General features: G+C 73.7%; 15 protein-coding genes. 5 read left to right on the top strand and 10 right to left on the bottom strand.

The features are described 5' to 3' along the window. Positions 1-79: 79 nt before the first annotated feature. The gene (locus ACWCPF_RS12200; protein WP_451044911.1) at positions 80-1,699 is read right to left on the bottom strand and encodes an ABC-F family ATP-binding cassette domain-containing protein; all 1,620 of its coding nucleotides are present in this window, start codon (positions 1,697-1,699) and stop codon (positions 80-82) included. A 116-nt stretch (positions 1,700-1,815) separates the two neighbouring features. After that, positions 1,816-2,475: a histidine phosphatase family protein gene (locus ACWCPF_RS12195; RefSeq protein WP_451044910.1), complete on the bottom strand. Its 660-nt coding sequence runs from the start codon at positions 2,473-2,475 to the stop codon at positions 1,816-1,818. Between the two features lie 238 nt (positions 2,476-2,713). Between ACWCPF_RS12195 and ACWCPF_RS12190 the strand changes: the two genes are divergently transcribed. Both ACWCPF_RS12190 and ACWCPF_RS12185 read left to right on the top strand, forming a co-directional pair. After that, positions 2,714-3,535, top strand: coding sequence for a class I SAM-dependent methyltransferase (locus ACWCPF_RS12190; protein ID WP_451044909.1), 822 nt, complete (start codon positions 2,714-2,716; stop codon positions 3,533-3,535). A 42-nt stretch (positions 3,536-3,577) separates the two neighbouring features. Then, positions 3,578-3,748, top strand: a complete 171-nt coding sequence (locus tag ACWCPF_RS12185; RefSeq protein WP_451044908.1) for a hydrophobic protein — start codon at positions 3,578-3,580, stop codon at positions 3,746-3,748. 63 nt (positions 3,749-3,811) lie between these two features. Here ACWCPF_RS12185 and ACWCPF_RS12180 read toward each other — a convergent pair whose 3' ends face one another. Together ACWCPF_RS12180 and ACWCPF_RS12175 are read right to left on the bottom strand one after the other, a co-directional pair. Beyond that, the gene (locus tag ACWCPF_RS12180) at positions 3,812-4,513 is read right to left on the bottom strand and encodes a GvpL/GvpF family gas vesicle protein (RefSeq protein WP_451044907.1); all 702 of its coding nucleotides are present in this window, start codon (positions 4,511-4,513) and stop codon (positions 3,812-3,814) included. Positions 4,514-4,573: 60 nt separating this feature from the next. Beyond that, entirely contained in the window at positions 4,574-6,421 is a 1,848-nt protein-coding gene (locus ACWCPF_RS12175; RefSeq protein WP_451044906.1) for a transketolase, read from the bottom strand. A 147-nt stretch (positions 6,422-6,568) separates the two neighbouring features. Between ACWCPF_RS12175 and ACWCPF_RS12170 the strand changes: the two genes are divergently transcribed. After that, positions 6,569-6,919, top strand: coding sequence for a VOC family protein (locus ACWCPF_RS12170; protein WP_451044905.1), 351 nt, complete (start codon positions 6,569-6,571; stop codon positions 6,917-6,919). A 258-nt stretch (positions 6,920-7,177) separates the two neighbouring features. Continuing rightward, positions 7,178-7,525 carry a DUF6204 family protein gene (locus ACWCPF_RS12165; protein WP_451044904.1) on the top strand — a complete coding sequence of 116 codons (348 nt, stop codon included), beginning with the start codon at positions 7,178-7,180 and terminating at the stop codon, positions 7,523-7,525. Here the strand turns inward: ACWCPF_RS12165 and ACWCPF_RS12160 are convergent. The 6 genes from ACWCPF_RS12160 to ACWCPF_RS12135 all read right to left on the bottom strand — a co-directional run bounded on the left by ACWCPF_RS12160 (position 7,503) and on the right by ACWCPF_RS12135 (position 13,737). Next, on the bottom strand, positions 7,503-8,048 hold the full coding sequence (locus ACWCPF_RS12160; RefSeq protein WP_451044903.1) for a GNAT family N-acetyltransferase: 546 nt from the start codon (positions 8,046-8,048) through the stop codon (positions 7,503-7,505). The two genes, ACWCPF_RS12165 and ACWCPF_RS12160, sit on opposite strands and share 23 nt — an antisense overlap. Before the next feature lie 26 nt (positions 8,049-8,074). Beyond that, a complete protein-coding gene (locus tag ACWCPF_RS12155; protein WP_451044902.1) occupies positions 8,075-8,326 on the bottom strand; it encodes a DUF1049 domain-containing protein in 252 nt (83 codons plus the stop codon). 83 nt (positions 8,327-8,409) lie between these two features. Further along, on the bottom strand, positions 8,410-9,333 hold the full coding sequence (locus ACWCPF_RS12150; protein ID WP_451044901.1) for a S66 peptidase family protein: 924 nt from the start codon (positions 9,331-9,333) through the stop codon (positions 8,410-8,412). Continuing rightward, positions 9,330-11,450, bottom strand: a complete 2,121-nt coding sequence (locus tag ACWCPF_RS12145) for a prolyl oligopeptidase family serine peptidase (protein ID WP_451045153.1) — start codon at positions 11,448-11,450, stop codon at positions 9,330-9,332. The genes ACWCPF_RS12150 and ACWCPF_RS12145 overlap by 4 nt, the downstream gene beginning before the upstream one ends. Before the next feature lie 92 nt (positions 11,451-11,542). After that, positions 11,543-12,847, bottom strand: a complete 1,305-nt coding sequence (locus ACWCPF_RS12140; RefSeq protein ID WP_451044900.1) for a M20/M25/M40 family metallo-hydrolase — start codon at positions 12,845-12,847, stop codon at positions 11,543-11,545. A gap of 56 nt (positions 12,848-12,903) precedes the next feature. Next, complete coding sequence (locus tag ACWCPF_RS12135) at positions 12,904-13,737, bottom strand: M55 family metallopeptidase (RefSeq protein ID WP_451044899.1); 834 nt, start codon at positions 13,735-13,737, stop codon at positions 12,904-12,906. A 209-nt stretch (positions 13,738-13,946) separates the two neighbouring features. On the opposite strand from ACWCPF_RS12135, the gene ACWCPF_RS12130 reads away from it, so the two are divergent. Continuing rightward, complete coding sequence (locus ACWCPF_RS12130) at positions 13,947-15,323, top strand: MBL fold metallo-hydrolase (protein WP_451044898.1); 1,377 nt, start codon at positions 13,947-13,949, stop codon at positions 15,321-15,323. The last annotated feature ends 201 nt before the right edge of the window (positions 15,324-15,524 follow it).

The raw sequence follows: 15,524 nt of genomic DNA, 5'->3' as shown, positions 1-15,524 counted from the left end.
CGACTTCTGCCTCCACTGTACGAACATTCGGGCTCCCGGGCCCTCCGTGCGCCGGCAAAGTCCCGGAAGCCCCTCGCGTCTACCGGGCGCGCTCCACGCGCCGCTCGTCCCACACCGGCTCCGGGGTCTCCCGGACCCGGCCGTCGCTGCCGAAGACCAGGTAGCGGTCGAAGGAGCGGGCGAACCAGCGGTCGTGGGTGACGGCGAGGACCGTGCCCTCGAAGGCCTCCAGGCCCTCCTGGAGGGCCTCGGCGGACTCCAGGTCGAGGTTGTCGGTCGGCTCGTCGAGGAGCAGGGCCGTGACGCCCTGCAGTTCGAGCAGCAGGATCTGGAAGCGGGCCTGCTGGCCGCCGGAGAGCCGGTCGAAGCTCTGCTCGGCCTGCTGGGTCAGCTCGTAGCGGCGCAGCCGGGACATGGCCGGGCCCCGGTCCTGGGCGTGTTCCTTCCACAGGATGTCCAGGAGGGTGCGGCCCAGGAGCTCGGGGTGGGCGTGGGTCTGCGCGAAGTGCCCGGGCACCACGCGCGCGCCGAGCTTCCACTCCCCCGTGTGCGCCACGGTGTCGCCGGCCAGCAGCCGCAGGAAGTGCGACTTGCCCGAGCCGTTGGAGCCGAGGACCGCGACCCGCTCACCGTAGAAGACCTCCAGGTCGAACGGTTTCATCAGGCCGCTCAGCTCAAGTCCCTTGCAGGTGACGGCCCTTACTCCGGTGCGGCCGCCCTTGAGGCGCATGGTGATGTCCTGCTCGCGCGGCGGCTCCGGCGGCGGTCCGGCCTCCTCGAACTTGCGCAGCCGGGTCTGGGCCGCGGCGTACCGGGAGGCCAACTCATGGCTGATGGAGGCCGCCTGACGGAGGCTCAGGACGAGCTTCTTCAGCTGGGCGTGCTTCTCGTCCCAGCGGCGGCGCAACTCCTCGAAGCGGGCGAAGCGTTCGCGTCGCGCCTCGTGGTAGGTGGCGAAGCCGGCGCCGTGCACCCAGGCGTCGGCGCCCGCCGGACCGGGCTCGACCGAGACGATCTTCTCGGCGGCGCGGGAGAGGAGTTCGCGGTCGTGGGAGACGAAGAGGACCGTCTTGCGGGTCTCCTTGAGCCGCTCCTCCAGCCAGCGCTTGCCGGGCACGTCGAGGTAGTTGTCGGGTTCGTCGAGCAGCAGCACCTCGTCGGTGCCGCGCAGCAGCGCCTCCAGCACGAGCCGCTTCTGCTCGCCGCCGGAGAGCGTGCGCACGAGCCGGAACTGGGCCTTGTCGTAGGGGACGCCGAGCGCGGCCGTGGTGCACATGTCCCACAGCGTCTCGGCCTCGTACCCGCGCACCTCGGCCCAGTCGGAGAGGGCCTGCGCGTACTGGAGCTGGGCCGCCTCGTCGTCGACGGTCATGATCGCGTGCTCGGCCTGGTCGACAGCCTGCGCGACCTCGCGGATCCGGGGCTGGGCGACGGACACCAGCAGGTCGCGGACGGTCGTCTCGTCCCGTACCGATCCGACGAACTGGCGCATCACGCCGAGGCCGCCGGTCACGGTGACCGTTCCGCCGTGCGGTTTCAGCTCGCCTGAGATCAGCCGCAGCAAGGTCGTCTTGCCGGCGCCGTTGGGCCCGACGAGGGCCATGACGGCCCCTTCCCCCACCCGGAACGACACGTCGCCGAGCAACGCCCTCCCGTCGGGGAGGTAGTACTCGAGGTGCGCGGCTTCCAGATGTCCCATGAGGACGCATTCTGCGGGCCGCCCACCGGATGCGGCAAACCGTTATGAACACGACCCGGGCACCCCGGGCGACCCGGGCACCGCGGGCGACCCGCGCGGCGCGCCGCCCGCGCCCGTCAGGCGTCGGCCCCGGTCACCGGCCGGCCCGCCGGTCCGCTCTCGCCGGCGGGCGTCACCGTGGCGCCCGCCCACTCGACGACCTTCCAGCCGTCGGCCGGGGAGCCCTCCAGGACGACCGTGCCGGTGTTGGCGAGGCGGTGGGCGGCGGCGAAGGGCACGTCGACGCCGGCCACCCGGGCGGCCGCCCAGGTCCGGATCGCGGCGCCGTGGCTGACCAGCGCGACGGCCCGGGCGCCGCTCGCGGCGGCTTCGGCGACCACGCCGTCGTAGCGGGCCAGGAACTCCGCGCCGCTCTCCCCGCCGGGCATCCGCAGGTCCACGTCGCCGGCCGCCCAGGCGAACGCCGTGCGCATGTAGAGCTCGCCGTGCTCGGAGTCGCCGGGGAGCATCTCCAGGTCGCCCGCGGAGATCTCCCGGATCCCGTCGCGGACGAGGACGTCCAGACCGCGCGCGGCGGCCAGCGGGGCGGCCGTGAGCTGGGTGCGCACGAGGGTGGAGGCGTAGAGGGCGTCGATGTCGTGGCCGGCCAGGGCCTGCGGCAGGGCGGCCGCCTGCTGTGCGCCGAGTTCGGTCAGGCCGGCGCCGGGGACGGCGGTGTCGAGGAGGTAGTCCACGTTCGCGGTGGTCTGGCCGTGACGGACGAGCAGCAGGCGCATGCAGGGACCTCCGGTGTCGCCGATGCCGAGAACCGCCCCCGCACGGGAGACGGCCGTTTCAGGGTAACCCCACCCTTTCCCCACCCTTTCCCCACCCTTCCGTACCCTTTCCCCACCCTTTCCGACGCCCCGCCTGTCCATATATCGAAACGATCTGTCTCAGCATGCGAGTGGCGGCCTACCGTGATCGCACCGGGAACCCCGGTGCGGACCCGTTTCGTCGAGAAGGGGCAGAGCCATGCCGAAAGCGCAGGAGACCGCCGTCTACACGCACGGGCACCACGAGTCGGTGCTGCGGTCGCACACCTGGCGGACCGCCGCCAACTCCGCCGCCTATCTGCTCGGTTCGCTCAAGCCCCATATGAAGATCCTGGACATCGGCTGCGGGCCGGGCACCATCACCGCCGACCTGGCCGCCCTGGTCCCCGACGGGCACGTCACCGGCGTCGACCACGCGCCGGGGATCCTGGAGCAGGCCCGGGCCACGGCGGCGGAACGGGGCCTGGCCAACGTCGACTTCGCGGTCGCCGACGTGCACGCCCTGGACCACCCCGACGCGACGTTCTGCGTCGTCCACGCCCACCAGGTGCTCCAGCACGTGGGCGACCCCGTCCAGGCGCTGCGCGAGATGCTGCGGGTGACCAAGCCGGGCGGTTACGTCGCCGTCCGCGACTCGGACTACGCGGCGATGACCTGGTACCCCGCCTCGCCCGGGATGGACGACTGGCTGGACCTGTACCGGCGGGTGGCGCGGGCCAACGGCGGCGAACCGGACGCCGGGCGGCGGCTGAAGTCCTGGGCGCTGGCCGCCGGATTCACCGACATCACCGCCACCTCCGCGACCTGGACGTTCAGCACGCCCGAGGAGCGGGCCTGGTGGAGCGGCCTGTGGGCCGACCGCACCCTGGCCTCGGCCTACGCGGAGCGCGCCACCGCGGGCGGGCACGCCACCGTGGACGAACTGCGCGCAGTCTCGGAGGCCTGGCGGGAGTGGGGGCGGCGGGAGGACGGCTGGTTCAGCGTCCTGCACGGAGAGATTCTGTGCCGAAAGGCAGCCTGATCCGCGGAATTCGGGACACCCGCATTGCAGGAGGTTGACACTATGGTTCCCGTCCTGCTGGTACTTCTGCTGGCGCTGCTGCTTTTCGGCGCCGGATTCGCGCTGAAGGCGCTCTGGTGGATCGCACTCGCAGTTCTCGTCCTCTGGCTCCTGGGATTCCTCGCTCGCGGCACCGACGCGACGGGAGGCAGGGGCCGCTGGTACAGGTGGTGACCTGACGGCGGTGGCGGCCCGAGGTCCGGATCGAGGACCTCGGGCCGCCGCGTTCCACGCCGGTCACGCGCCCTCCACAAAGGAATAGGCCGCCCACGGTCCGGCGAGTTCCACGCGTATTCCGGATTCCTCGCCCTTCGTGCGGTCCACCGTTTCCACGAATTCCTCGGAACACGCGCGCGGCACGAGATAGGCGGCGTTCAGCACATTCTGCCCGGCGGCCTCGGCGGCCTCGGCGGGGGCGGAGGCCTGCGGCGGACGCAGACGGACGTCGTCGGCGTGCACGCACAACGCGGTGTGCAGTCGCCGGGCGAACCGCCCGGCCCGCTGCCGGATGTCGTCCCCCGCGCCCTCCCCCACGTCCTCCTCGGGCTCCGCGTACACCCGCACCCCCCACTCGACCCGCCCGGCGAGCCGCTCCAGGGTGCGCCGGAAGTCGTCCTCGCGCTCCTCCATCATCACGCGGACGCCGCTGTCGTCCCGGAACACGGTGGCGAGCCGGAGCGGCAGCGGTGTGGTGACGGCCGTGAGCGCGTCGATCACCTGCTGATGGGCGCGGGCGGTCCCCGCGAGCCAGTCCACGTCCGCCAGCCGGCTGCGCAGCGCCTCCTGCGCGAAGTCGCGCGCCGGCACATGGCTGACCACGGCGATCAGGCCGTGGTGGGCGAGCAGTCTCGGCGGATCGCCCGCCACGCCCGACAGGTCGGCCTGCAGGGGCGCGCCGAGCGGACGGCACACGGCGTACACGTAGCGCAGTCCGGTCACAGGGACTCCTCTCCGGCCGGAGGTCCTCCCGTCATGGTCCTTCCCGCCATGGTCCTCCGCTCACGGCACGATCGCCTGTTCCACCAGCAGCCGGGCGGACGCGGCGATCGACTCGGCGTCGATGCCGGCGGCGTGCAGCTGCTCGGCCGGGCTCGCCGAACCGGGCATCGTCCGCACCGCGAGCCGCACCAGCCGGGGCAGCGGACGTCCGTCGAGGAAGGCGTCCAGCACGGCATCCCCGAGGCCGCCCTGCTCATGGTGGTCCTCGACGCTGAGCAGACAGCCGGTCTCCTCGGCGGCCCGCCGCAGCGTGGCCCGGTCGACGGGCTTGACGCAGTACAGGTCGACCACGCGAACCGCGATGCCCTGCGCTGCCAGCGCATCGGCGGCCTTCAGCGCCTCGTGCACGGTGACTCCGGCCGCGACGATCGTCAGCCGGTCCCGGTCGGAGGAGCGCAGCACCTTGCTGCCGCCGACCGGGAACTCCTCGTCCGGCCCGTACAGCACCGGGGCGGCGCCGCGCGAGGTGCGCAGATAGCGGACGCCGTCCAGACCGGCCATGGCGGTCACGAGCCGGGCGGTCTGGTTCGGGTCGCAGGGGTACAGCACGGTGGAGCCGTGCACGGCCCGGAACATCGCCAGATCCTCCAGGCCCATCTGCGAGGGCCCGTCCTGGCCGATGGCGACCCCGGCGTGCGAGCCGACCAGGTTGATCCCGGCGCCGCTGACGGAGGCCATCCGGACGAAGTCGTACGCCCGGGTGAGGAAGGCGGCGAACGTGGAGGCGTACGGCACCCAGCCGCGCGTCGCGAGGCCGACCGCCGCGGCGACGAGCTGCTGCTCGGCGATGTAGCACTCGAAGAACCGGTCGGGGTGTTCCTTGGCGAAGAACTCGGCGCGGGTGGAGTCGCCCACCTCGCCGTCGAGGGCGACGACGTCCTCGCGGGCGGTGCCGAGGGCGGCGAGGGCCCGGCCGTAGGCGTCCCGGGTCGCGGCCTCCTCGCCCTCGGCCCAGCGGGGCGGGTCGAGCCGGCCGGTCGGCACGGAGTGCAGCATGCGGGCGTCGGCCGGTTCGCGCACCCGGACCCGCAGGTCGCGCACCCCGCCCAGCTCCTCGATCGCCTCCTCGGCGTCGGGCAGCGGTTTGCCGTGCAGGCCCTCGCGGTCCTGGACGGAGGCGACGCCCTTGCCCTTGAGGGTGCGGGCCAGGATCGCGGTGGGCCGGCCCTTGACGGCGATCGCCTCGCCGTAGGCCCGGTCGATCGCCTCCACGTCATGGCCGTCGACGCGGACGGTGTGCCAGCCGAAGGCCTCGAAGCGGCGGGCGTACGCGTCCAGGTCGTGGCCGTGCCGGGTGGGGCCGCGCTGGCCGAGCCGGTTGACGTCGACGATCGCGGTGAGGTTGTCCAGATGCTCGTGTCCCGCGTGCTCGGCGGCCTCCCACACCGAGCCCTCGGCGAGCTCGCTGTCCCCGCACAGCACCCAGACGCGGTACCCGGGGCGGTCCAGCCGCTTCCCGGCCAGCGCGATGCCGACGCCCACCGGCAGCCCCTGCCCGAGGGATCCGGTGGCCGTCTCGACCCAGGGCAGCCGCCGCGGGGTGGGATGGCCCTCCAGCCGGCTGCCGAGCGTGCGGAAACCCAGGAGTTCCTCGTCGTCGAGGGCTCCCGCGGCCTTGTAGGCGGAGTACAGCAGCGGCGAGGCATGGCCCTTGGAGAGGACGAAGCGGTCGTTGCCGGGGTGCGCGGGGCGGTCGAAGTCGTAGCGGAGGTGGTGCGCGAGCAGCACGGCCATCAGGTCCGCGGCCGACATCGAGGACGTCGGATGCCCGGACCCCGCGGCGGCACAGGCGCGCACGCTGTCCACCCTCAGCTGCTGTCCGAGTTCGGTGAGTTCGGCGGTGTCCATGGCCGCCGGGTACCCGCCGCCCCGGACGCTTAACGCCGCGGACGGGCACACCGGGAAGGCGCCGCGGGAGAGGGAGAGAGGAGAGGGAGAGAAGGGATCGGGTGAAGGGACGACGACTCGGCTGCCGCCCCAACTAGGCTCGTGCGCATGGACATTCTGGGAACCGCACTGCGTGTCTGTGTAGACGATCTGGACGCCTCGGTCGCCTTCTACGAGCGGCTGGCGGGCGCGCCCGCGCTCCGCTTCGAGCGGGGCGGGGTCCGGGTCGCGGCGGTCGGCTGCTTCCTGCTGATGAGCGGCCCCCCGGCGGAGCTGGAGCTGCTGCGCAAGGTGGCGGCGACGATCGCCGTCTCGGACGTCGACGAGGCGCACCAGACCCTCACCGAACTGGGCGCGGACGTCATCGCGGGCCCGGTGCCGACTCCGGTGGGCCGCAACCTGATCGTCCGGCACCCGGACGGAGCGGTGTACGAGTACGCGGACCGCCGCCGCCGCTGACGCGCGGACCGCCACCGCTGACGCCCTGGCCGGAGCCGGGCCCGGCCGCAGGCCCCTGACCGCGGGCCGCGGGCCGCGGGTCGCAGGCCGCCGGTCGCAGGCCGCCGGTCGCGAGCCGCGGGCCGCAGGCCGCCGGTCACAGGCCGCCGGGCGCCGGGCGCCGGAAAATCCCGCGTGCGGTGCGCCCGCGCGGCCGTACAGTCGGGCGATCGACGGCAGGCGCGAAGAGGCGCAGGCGCGAGGGGCCGAGGAGCCGCAGTGAGTGAGCAGCACACCTACCGGGTGATCGTCCGGGGCGCCTGGGACGGCCTCGCCGAGGAGGCCCGCGCCCGGCTGCTCGCCGAGGCCGCCGACCACGGCCTGACCAGCATGCGCTTCACCGAGGAGGGCACGCTGTCGTACGAGCCGTCGCCGCTGAAGCACTTCTCGATGCGCTACGTGGTGGTGTCGGACGCGGCGGACGGCGAGGAGATGGCGGGCGCGCTCGCCGAGGAGCGCGCCGAGACCACGCTGCGGCAGCTCGGCTACGGCTTCGCCGCTCTGCGGTCGACGGTCACGGACCTCGACACCATGAAGATCAACTTCAAGCCCGCGTCTCGACGGTGATCGCCCACCGCTCGTGGTCCCGCCACTCCCCGTCGATGTAGATCATCTTCGGGGAGAACCCCTCCAGCCGGAAGCCGCAGGCCCGGGCGAGGGCGATCGAGGCGGCGTTGCCGGGCTGCACATTGATCTCCAGCCGGTGCAGCCGCAGCGGCCCGAAGGCGTGGTCCACCACGAGGTCGAGCCCCTCGCGCATCAGCCCGCGCCCCGCCGCGTGCACGAAGGCGCCGTAGCCCAGCGCACCGCACCGGAAGGCGCCCTCGACGATGTTGTTGATGTTGACGAACCCGGCGACGGCTCCGTCCTCCCGGGTGCAGACCAGGAAGCCGGCCTTCGACCGGTCCTCGATCAGCCGGCCCGCGTACGCCGTGTACGCGTCGGCGCTCGCCGGCGGGAACAGCCACGGGTGGTGCAGATCCTTGCTCTCCCGCACCCGGGCGGTGAACTCCGGCCCGTCCTCGTAGGCGAAGTGACGTATCCCCACACGGGGGCCCTCAGCGAGGTAACGGGATGCGGTGTGCGGCATCGAAGCAGCCTACGACGCCGGTCGCGTCACCTGCGCCGGGTCCTGGAATACGCCCAGTACGCCCCGCACAGCGCGCCGATGACGCCCGTGGCGAGCAGCGCCGTCCACAGCGGCACGGTCACCAGGGGGATCAGCAGCCGGATCTCCGTTTCGTCGGTGTTCTGGAAGATGAAGATCAGGCAGAGGACAGCCAGCACCAGAACGATGATCCGGCCGGGCGTCATGGCCGGGTTCCTGCCGCCGTGCTTTTCACGGGTCTCGGAGGTCTTCGGGCTCATACCTCCAGGGTGAGCCCTGGCCCGCGCTCACGCACGGTGAGACGCGACCTCCGGGTGAGCTCTGCCCTCACCCGGGCGGGCCGTCAGCGCAGGGCGGGTGCGTCGAGGGTGAGGGCGCCCGCGTCCGCGTCGAGTTCGGCGCGCACGCCGAAGGGCACGGTCAGCGCCCCCTCGCAGTGCCCGAATCCGAGCTCCTCGACCACGGGGACGCCCAGGCCGCCGAGCCGGTCGACGAGGACCGGGCGCAGTTCGTCATAGGGTCCGCAGCTGTCCCAGGAGCCGAGTGCGACGCCCGCGACGCCGTCCAGCCATCCGGTGCGCAGCAGTTGGGTCAGGCTCCGGTCGACGGCGTACGGCCGCTCCCCGACGTCCTCGACCAGCAGCAGCCCGCCGCGGGCGCCGGCGCGGGTGTGCGGGGTGCCGTAGCCGGTGGCGAGCAGGGTGAGACAGCCGCCCAGGGTGACGCCCCGCGCCCGGCCCGGAGCGATGGCGCTGCCGGTGGAGGCGAGGGTGCGGACCGTCTCCGGGGCGAACAGGGTGGCCTTGAGGTGTTCCTGCGCGCGGGCGTTCTTGGTGAAGTCGATGCCCGCGGCCACCGGCCCGTACAGCGTGACCAGGCCCAGCCGGACGGCGAACGCCTCGTGCAGGGCGGTGCTGTCGCTGAAGCCGACGAACACCTTCGGCCCGGCCGCGCGCATCGCGTCCCAGTCGAGCAGGTCGACGACGCGCTGGGCGCCGTAGCCGCCGCGGGCGCACAGCACGGCGTCGACGTCCGGATCGCACCAGGCCCGCTGGAGGTCGGCGGCCCGGTCGGCGTCGGCGCCCGCGAGATGGGGCAGCCGGTCGTCCCGGTCCAGCACATGGGGGGCGACCACGGGGTCGAGGTCCCAGCCGCGCAGCACGTCGAGTCCGGCCTGCAGCCGCTCCTCCGCCACCGGCCCGCTGGGCGCGACGACAGCCACCCGGGCGCCTGCGGCGAGCCGGCCCGGCCGCACGAGTTCCTTCACTGCACCAGCTCCAACCTGGGGATTCCGGGCGGACGCAGCCCGAACACCTGAGCGTACAGCGACAACTCGGCCTGCAGGGCGCGCACCGTCGTCGCCGCCTGCCGGAACCCGTGCCCCTCCCCCTCGAAGGCGAGATACGCGTGCGGCGCGGGCCGCTCGGCCAGCCGGTCCAGGAACCGCTCGCACTGGACGGGCGGGCAGATCACGTCGTCCAGGCCCTGCAGCAGCAGTAAGGGGACGGTGATCCGGTCGGCGTGCTCGACGGGCGAGCGCTCCGCGTACCGCTCGGGCACCTCGGCGAGGGGTCCGACGAGGCTGTCCAGGTAGCGCGACTCGAAGTCGTGGGTCCCGCCCGTCGCCCAGCCGACCAGGTCCAGCACGGGGTAGCGGATCGTGCCGCAGGCGTAGACGTCGGCGCCGCTCGGCGAGACGGCCGCGGTCAGCGAGACGGCGGCGGTCCAGCCGCCCGCGCTGCCGCCGCGGATCGCCAGCCGTCGGCGGTCGGCGGCGCCCTCGGCCGCGAGAGCCAGGGCGACGGCCGCGCAGTCCTCGACGTCGACCACGCCCCACTGTCCGCGCAACCGCTCCCGGTACTCCCTGCCGTACCCGGTGGACCCGCCGTAGTCGACCTCGACGACGCCGATGCCCCGGGAGGTGAAGTAGGCGATCTCCAGGTCCAGCACGAGCGGCGCCCGGTCGGTGGGCCCGCCATGCGCCCACACGACGTACGGCGGCAGCTCGTGCGCGGGCGCGACGACGCCGGGGTGGCGGGGCGGGTACACCTGCGCGTGGATGTCCCAGCCGCCGGGGCCCGCGAAGGTGCGGATCCGGGGCTCGGGGTAGTGGGCCGGGTCGACCGCGTCCTCGTGCGCCGCGCCGATCACCCGGGCATGGCCGGTCCGGGCGTCCAGTTCCACGACCTCGTAGGCGCTGCGCGGACCGGCCGCCACGGTGACGACGCGGTCGCCGTGCACCGCGAGGGTGGCCGCGCACTCGGTCCACGGCCCGGCGGCGTCGACGAGCACACCCGTCTCCGGGTCGAGGATCCCGAGGACGCCGGCCCCCCGGCCGTGCAGGACCGCGACGAGACCGTTCTCCAACGGCGCGAACCAGCGCTGCCCGAGCTTCCACAGCGCCCCGCCGAACTCCTCGTCGCGCGGGCAGACGGGCTGATGGTCGCGATACAGGTTCCACCAGCCGCTACGGTCGCTTGTATACAGTAGACAGTCACCCGACGACTGCACACTGGCATCCGCCGACCGACTACCGCCGCCCGACGACTGCCGACCGTCCTCCGGCGACCGTCTCCGGTCGTCCGACGCCCGCATCCCGTCGCCAGTCCCCGGCATCCGATCGCCCGACGACCGCATCCAGTCGACCTGGGCGATCGACTCCGTCGGTCCGCCGGCCACCACCCGGGCGTCGCCGAGCGCGCCGTCCGCCGTGACGTCGGCGACGACGACCTCGGTGCCCTCCCAGGGCATCAGCGGGTGGTCCCAGGCCAGCCACGCGGCCCGGCGGCCGTCGGGCGAGAGACGGGCTCCGGTGACGAACCGGCGGCTGCCGTCGGTGAGTTCGCGGACGGCCGACCGGTCGTCGGCGGCCGATCCGTCCAGGGGTACGGCGGCCAGGACCCGGCGTACATCGGTGGGGCCCGGCCCGGTGAACTCCTCCAGTACGCACCACACCTCGCCCCGGTCGAGCAGCAACTGCGGCTCCGCCCACCGCAGTCCACCGCCCACCGAGGAGACGGGAGTGAGCGGACGCGGCTCGCCCCCGGCCTCCGGCGCCGGCCCGGGCTCGTACACGTACAGCCGCTGGTCGGCGAAGTGCACGAAGACCACGAGGAGCCGGCCTTCGCGGACGGCCCCGGCCCAGGGCTGTCCCCCGTACTCGACGACTCGGCTGCGGACGTTCCACGGCGCGGGCAGGACCGACTCCTGCGTGCCGTCCGCGCGCCGCCGGACGAGAGTGCGGCGGCCGTTCTCGGTGGGCCGGGGCGCGGTCCACCACACCTCGTCGCCGACGAAGCCGACGTACTCGGGGCGCCCGTCGTGGGCGGCCGCCAGACGCGCGTCGATGGGCGAGGGCCAGGAACCGTAGGGCAGGACCTGCATGTGCTCTCCGATCACGAGTCCGTTCCCGATCCCGAGCCTGCTCCCGAGCCCGGTCCCGATCCTGCTTCCGGCCCGATTCTGCTTCCGCTCGCCTAGGCCGTGCGCAGGAAGCGGTCGAGGACGCGGACGCCGAAGTGCAGCGCCTCCACCGGGACCCGTTCGTCGACGCCGTGGAAGAGGGCCTGGTAGTCGAAGCCCTTCGGGAGCTTCAGCGGGGCGAAGCCGTAGCCGGTGATGCCGAGCCGCGAGAACTGCTTGGCGTCCGTGCCGCCGGACATGCAGTACGGCACCACATGCCCCTCGGGCGCGAACTCCTCGACGGCGGCGCGCATCCGGGCGTAGAGGGGTGTGTCCAAGGGTGCCTGGAGGGCGACTTCGCGGTGGTGGTACTCCCAGTCGACGTCGGGGCCGGTGAGTTGGTCGAGGGTCGCGCGGAACTCCTCCTCGTGGCCCGGGAGATACCGGCCGTCGACATGGGCGACGGCCTCCCCCGGGATCACGTTGACCTTGTAACCGGCCGCCAGCATGGTCGGGTTGGCGCTGTTGCGGACGGTCGCCTCGACGAGCGCCGCGGCCGGGCCGAGCTTCGCCAGCAGGCCGTCGACATCGCGCAGGTCGGTCTCGAGGCCGTAGAGCACGGCGAGTTCGGTGAGGGCGGCGCGGACGACCGGGGTGAGCCTCAGCGGCCATTCGTGCTCGCCGATGCGGGTGACGGCGGCGGCCAGCCGGGTCACCGCGTTCTCCCGGTTGACCTTGGAGCCGTGTCCGGCGCGCCCCCGTGCGGTGAGCTTCAGCCAGCCGGTGCCACGCTCGCCCGCGGCGATGGGATAGAGCTCGCGGCCGGAGCCGTCGTGGAAGGTGAAGCCCCCCGATTCGCCGACGGCCTCGGTGCAGCCCTCGAACAGCCCTGGATGCCGGTCGGCGAGAAAGCCCGAGCCGTCCTCGGCGCTGGCCTCCTCGTCGGCGGTGAAGGCGATGACGAGGTCGCGCCGCGGCCGGACGCCCTGCCGGGACCAGGCCTTCAGCACGGCCAGGATCATCGCGTCCATGTTCTTCATGTCGACCGCGCCGCGCCCCCACACCACCCCGTCGCGCACCTCGCCGGAGAACGGGGGCACGCTCCAGTCGGCGGCCTCGGCGGGGACGACGTCCAGGTGGCCGTGGACGAGCAGGGCGTCCGCCGACGGATCGGTGCCCTCGACCCGGGCGACGACGTTCGTGCGGCCCGGGGTGCGTTCCAGCAGGGTCGGCTCGATGCCGGCCTCGGCGAGCACCGCGGCCGCGTACTCGGCGGCGGGCCGTTCCCGGCAGTCCCCGTCGCCCCGGTTGGCGGTGTCGATGCGGATGAGGTCGGAGGTGAACCGGACGACCTCGTCCCGCGCCTGCGCGTCAGCCATGCCGCTCCCGCCTCCGTCGCCCGGCCGGCCGCTGCCGCCCGTCCCGCCTGCGCTGCTCAGCCATACTGCTCCTCGATCGCGGCCGAGACGATCGTGGTGACCGCCTTGAAGGTGCGAATGCCCTCGTACATGGTGCCGCTGGTGTACGCGACCTTCCGCTCGCCGATGCGGGCGACGCCGGGCACGACCGTGGCCGACATCGCGAGATGCTCGGCGTCGAACTCCACCGCGACGGTGAACGGCCCGCGCTCCACCGGTTCCTGACGGACCGCCAGCCGCGTCGCCTCCTTCGCCGCCGCCCGGATGTGGGCGGCGGTGCGGGCCGGCGTGCGGCACACGGCCGCGTACCGCGAGACATGGTCCTTGACGGCGACCTTCAGCGCCTCGGGCGCGTAGCCGAGCGCGTCCTCGCAGGCCACGTCGTCGCCGGTGACCAGAACGACCGGCACGCCGTACTCGGCGACGACGTGCGCGTTGAGCAGCCCCTCACTGGCCCGCACGTCGTTCAGCCAGACGCCGGTGACGGAGTTGGCCAGGTAGGTGTGGGCGAGGACGCCCTCCGCGCCGGCCCCCGCGTGATAGCCGACGAACGCGATGCCGTCGACGTCGCCGTGCTGGACGCCCTCCACCATCGACAGGGACTTGTGCCGGCCGGTGAGCATCTCCGCCCGCTCGTCGAGCTGTTCGAGGAGCAGGTTGCGCATGGTCCAGTGGGCCTCGTTGATCAGGACCTCGTCCGCCCCGCCGTCGAAGAAGCCCAGCACGGCGGCGTTGACGTCCGAGGTGAACATCGACCGGCACCGCTGCCACTCCGGCGTCCCCGGCAGCACGTCGGCGGGCCAGGTGACGCCCGTCGCGCCCTCCATGTCGGCGCTGATGAGGATCTTCACGTCCGGGCCCCTCCGCTGCAGACGACCGGAAATCCAGCGGATCAGAGCCTATCGGGCCGCCTCCGGCTCCCCCGGGAGCGACGCGCAAAAATACCCCCTGGGGTATCTCTGTTACGGTAGGGACCGGATGCCCGATACCCCCGGGGGTAATTTTTCGGGGCTTTCGAGTTCTCCGAGTTCTTCGAGTTCTCCGCGAAGGAGTGTGTGCCGTGTTCTTTGTCGACATCCTCGAGACCGAGGGGCTGGGCAACCGCAGCCACCTGGCGGGCGGCGCCGAGCGGGCGGTGGTGGTGGACCCGCCGCGTGACGTCGACCGCGTGATCGCCGCGGCGGCGCGGCGCGGGGTGCGGATCGTGGCCGTCGCCGAGACCCATGTGCACAACGACTACGTGACCGGCGGCCTGGAGCTCGCCCGGCTGACCGGGGCGCGCTATCTGGTGCCGACCGGGGCCGAGGTGGCGTACGCGCGCGTGCCGGTCGCCGACGGGGACGTCGAGCCGCTCGACGACGGTCTCGTGCTGCGCGCGGTGGCCACCCCCGGGCACACCCCGCACCACACCGCCTATGTCCTGGAGGAGGCGGGCCGGCCGGTGGCCGCCTTCACCGGCGGTTCGCTGCTGATCGGCAGCGTGGGGCGGCCCGACCTCGTCGAGCCCCGGCTGACGGAACGGCTGGCCCGGGAGCAGCACGCCTCCGCGCGGCGGCTGGCGCGCGATCTGCCCGACGAGGTGGCGGTGCTGCCCACGCACGGCTTCGGCAGCTTCTGCTCCGCCTCGCAAGGAGGCGGCGACCGGAGCACGATCGGCGCCGAGAAGGCGTCCAACCCGGTGCTCGTGCAGGACGTGGACACGTTCGTGAAGGAGCTGCTCGCGGGGCTGGGCGACGTCCCGGCGTACTACGCGCACATGGGCCCGGCCAACGCGGGCGGTCCCGCCCCGGTGGACCTGACCGCGCCCCGGCGCGCCGACGCGGCGGAGATCGCCCGGCGGCTCGCGGCCGGTGAGTGGGTGGTGGACCTGCGCAGCCGGGTGGCCTTCGCCGCCGGGCATGTGGCCGGGGCGTTCAACTTCGAGGTCGACGGGCAGCTCGCGACCCAGCTGGCCTGGCTGATCCCGTGGGGCAGGCCGGTGACGCTGCTCGCGGAGAGCGCCGAGGACGTCCGGCGCGCCCAGCGGGAGCTGGCCCGGGTGGGCATCGACCGCCCGGCCGCGGCGGCCGTCGGCTCCCCGGCCGACTGGGTCGAGGAGGGGGCGCGACCGGCCTCGTTCCCGCGCGCCGTCTTCGCCGACCTGGCGGCGGCCCGCCGCCGGGGCGAGGACCTGACGGTGGTCGACGTGCGCCGCGCCGGCGAACGGGCGGGCGGCTGGATCGAGGGCAGTGTGCACATCCCGCTCCACCAGCTCCCCCGGCGGCTGGCCGAGGTGCCCGCGGGCACGGTCTGGGTGCACTGCGCGGGCGGCCTGCGCGCGGCCATCGCCGCGTCCCTGCTGGACGCCGCCGGCCGTGCCGTGGTGGCCGTCGACGACGGCTACGCCGCAGCGGCCGCCGCCGGCCTCACCGCCACCGACCCCACACCCCACAACTGACCCGAACGGCCCCCGCCCGACCCCACACCCCACGACTGACCCGGACGGCCCCAGCCCGACCCCGCTCGCCCCCATCCGCCCTCGGCCGACCCCGCCCGACCCAGCTCGCCCCTATCCGCCCTCGACCGACCCCGCCCGACCCCGACGGCCCCCGCCCGCCCTCGGCCAACCCTGACCGCCGTCGACCGACCTCGACCCCGC

Source organism: Streptomyces sp. NPDC001858 (genome assembly GCF_053594615.1).
Note: the sequence above shows the minus strand (reverse complement) of the source record. Positions and strands in the feature narration are given on the sequence as shown.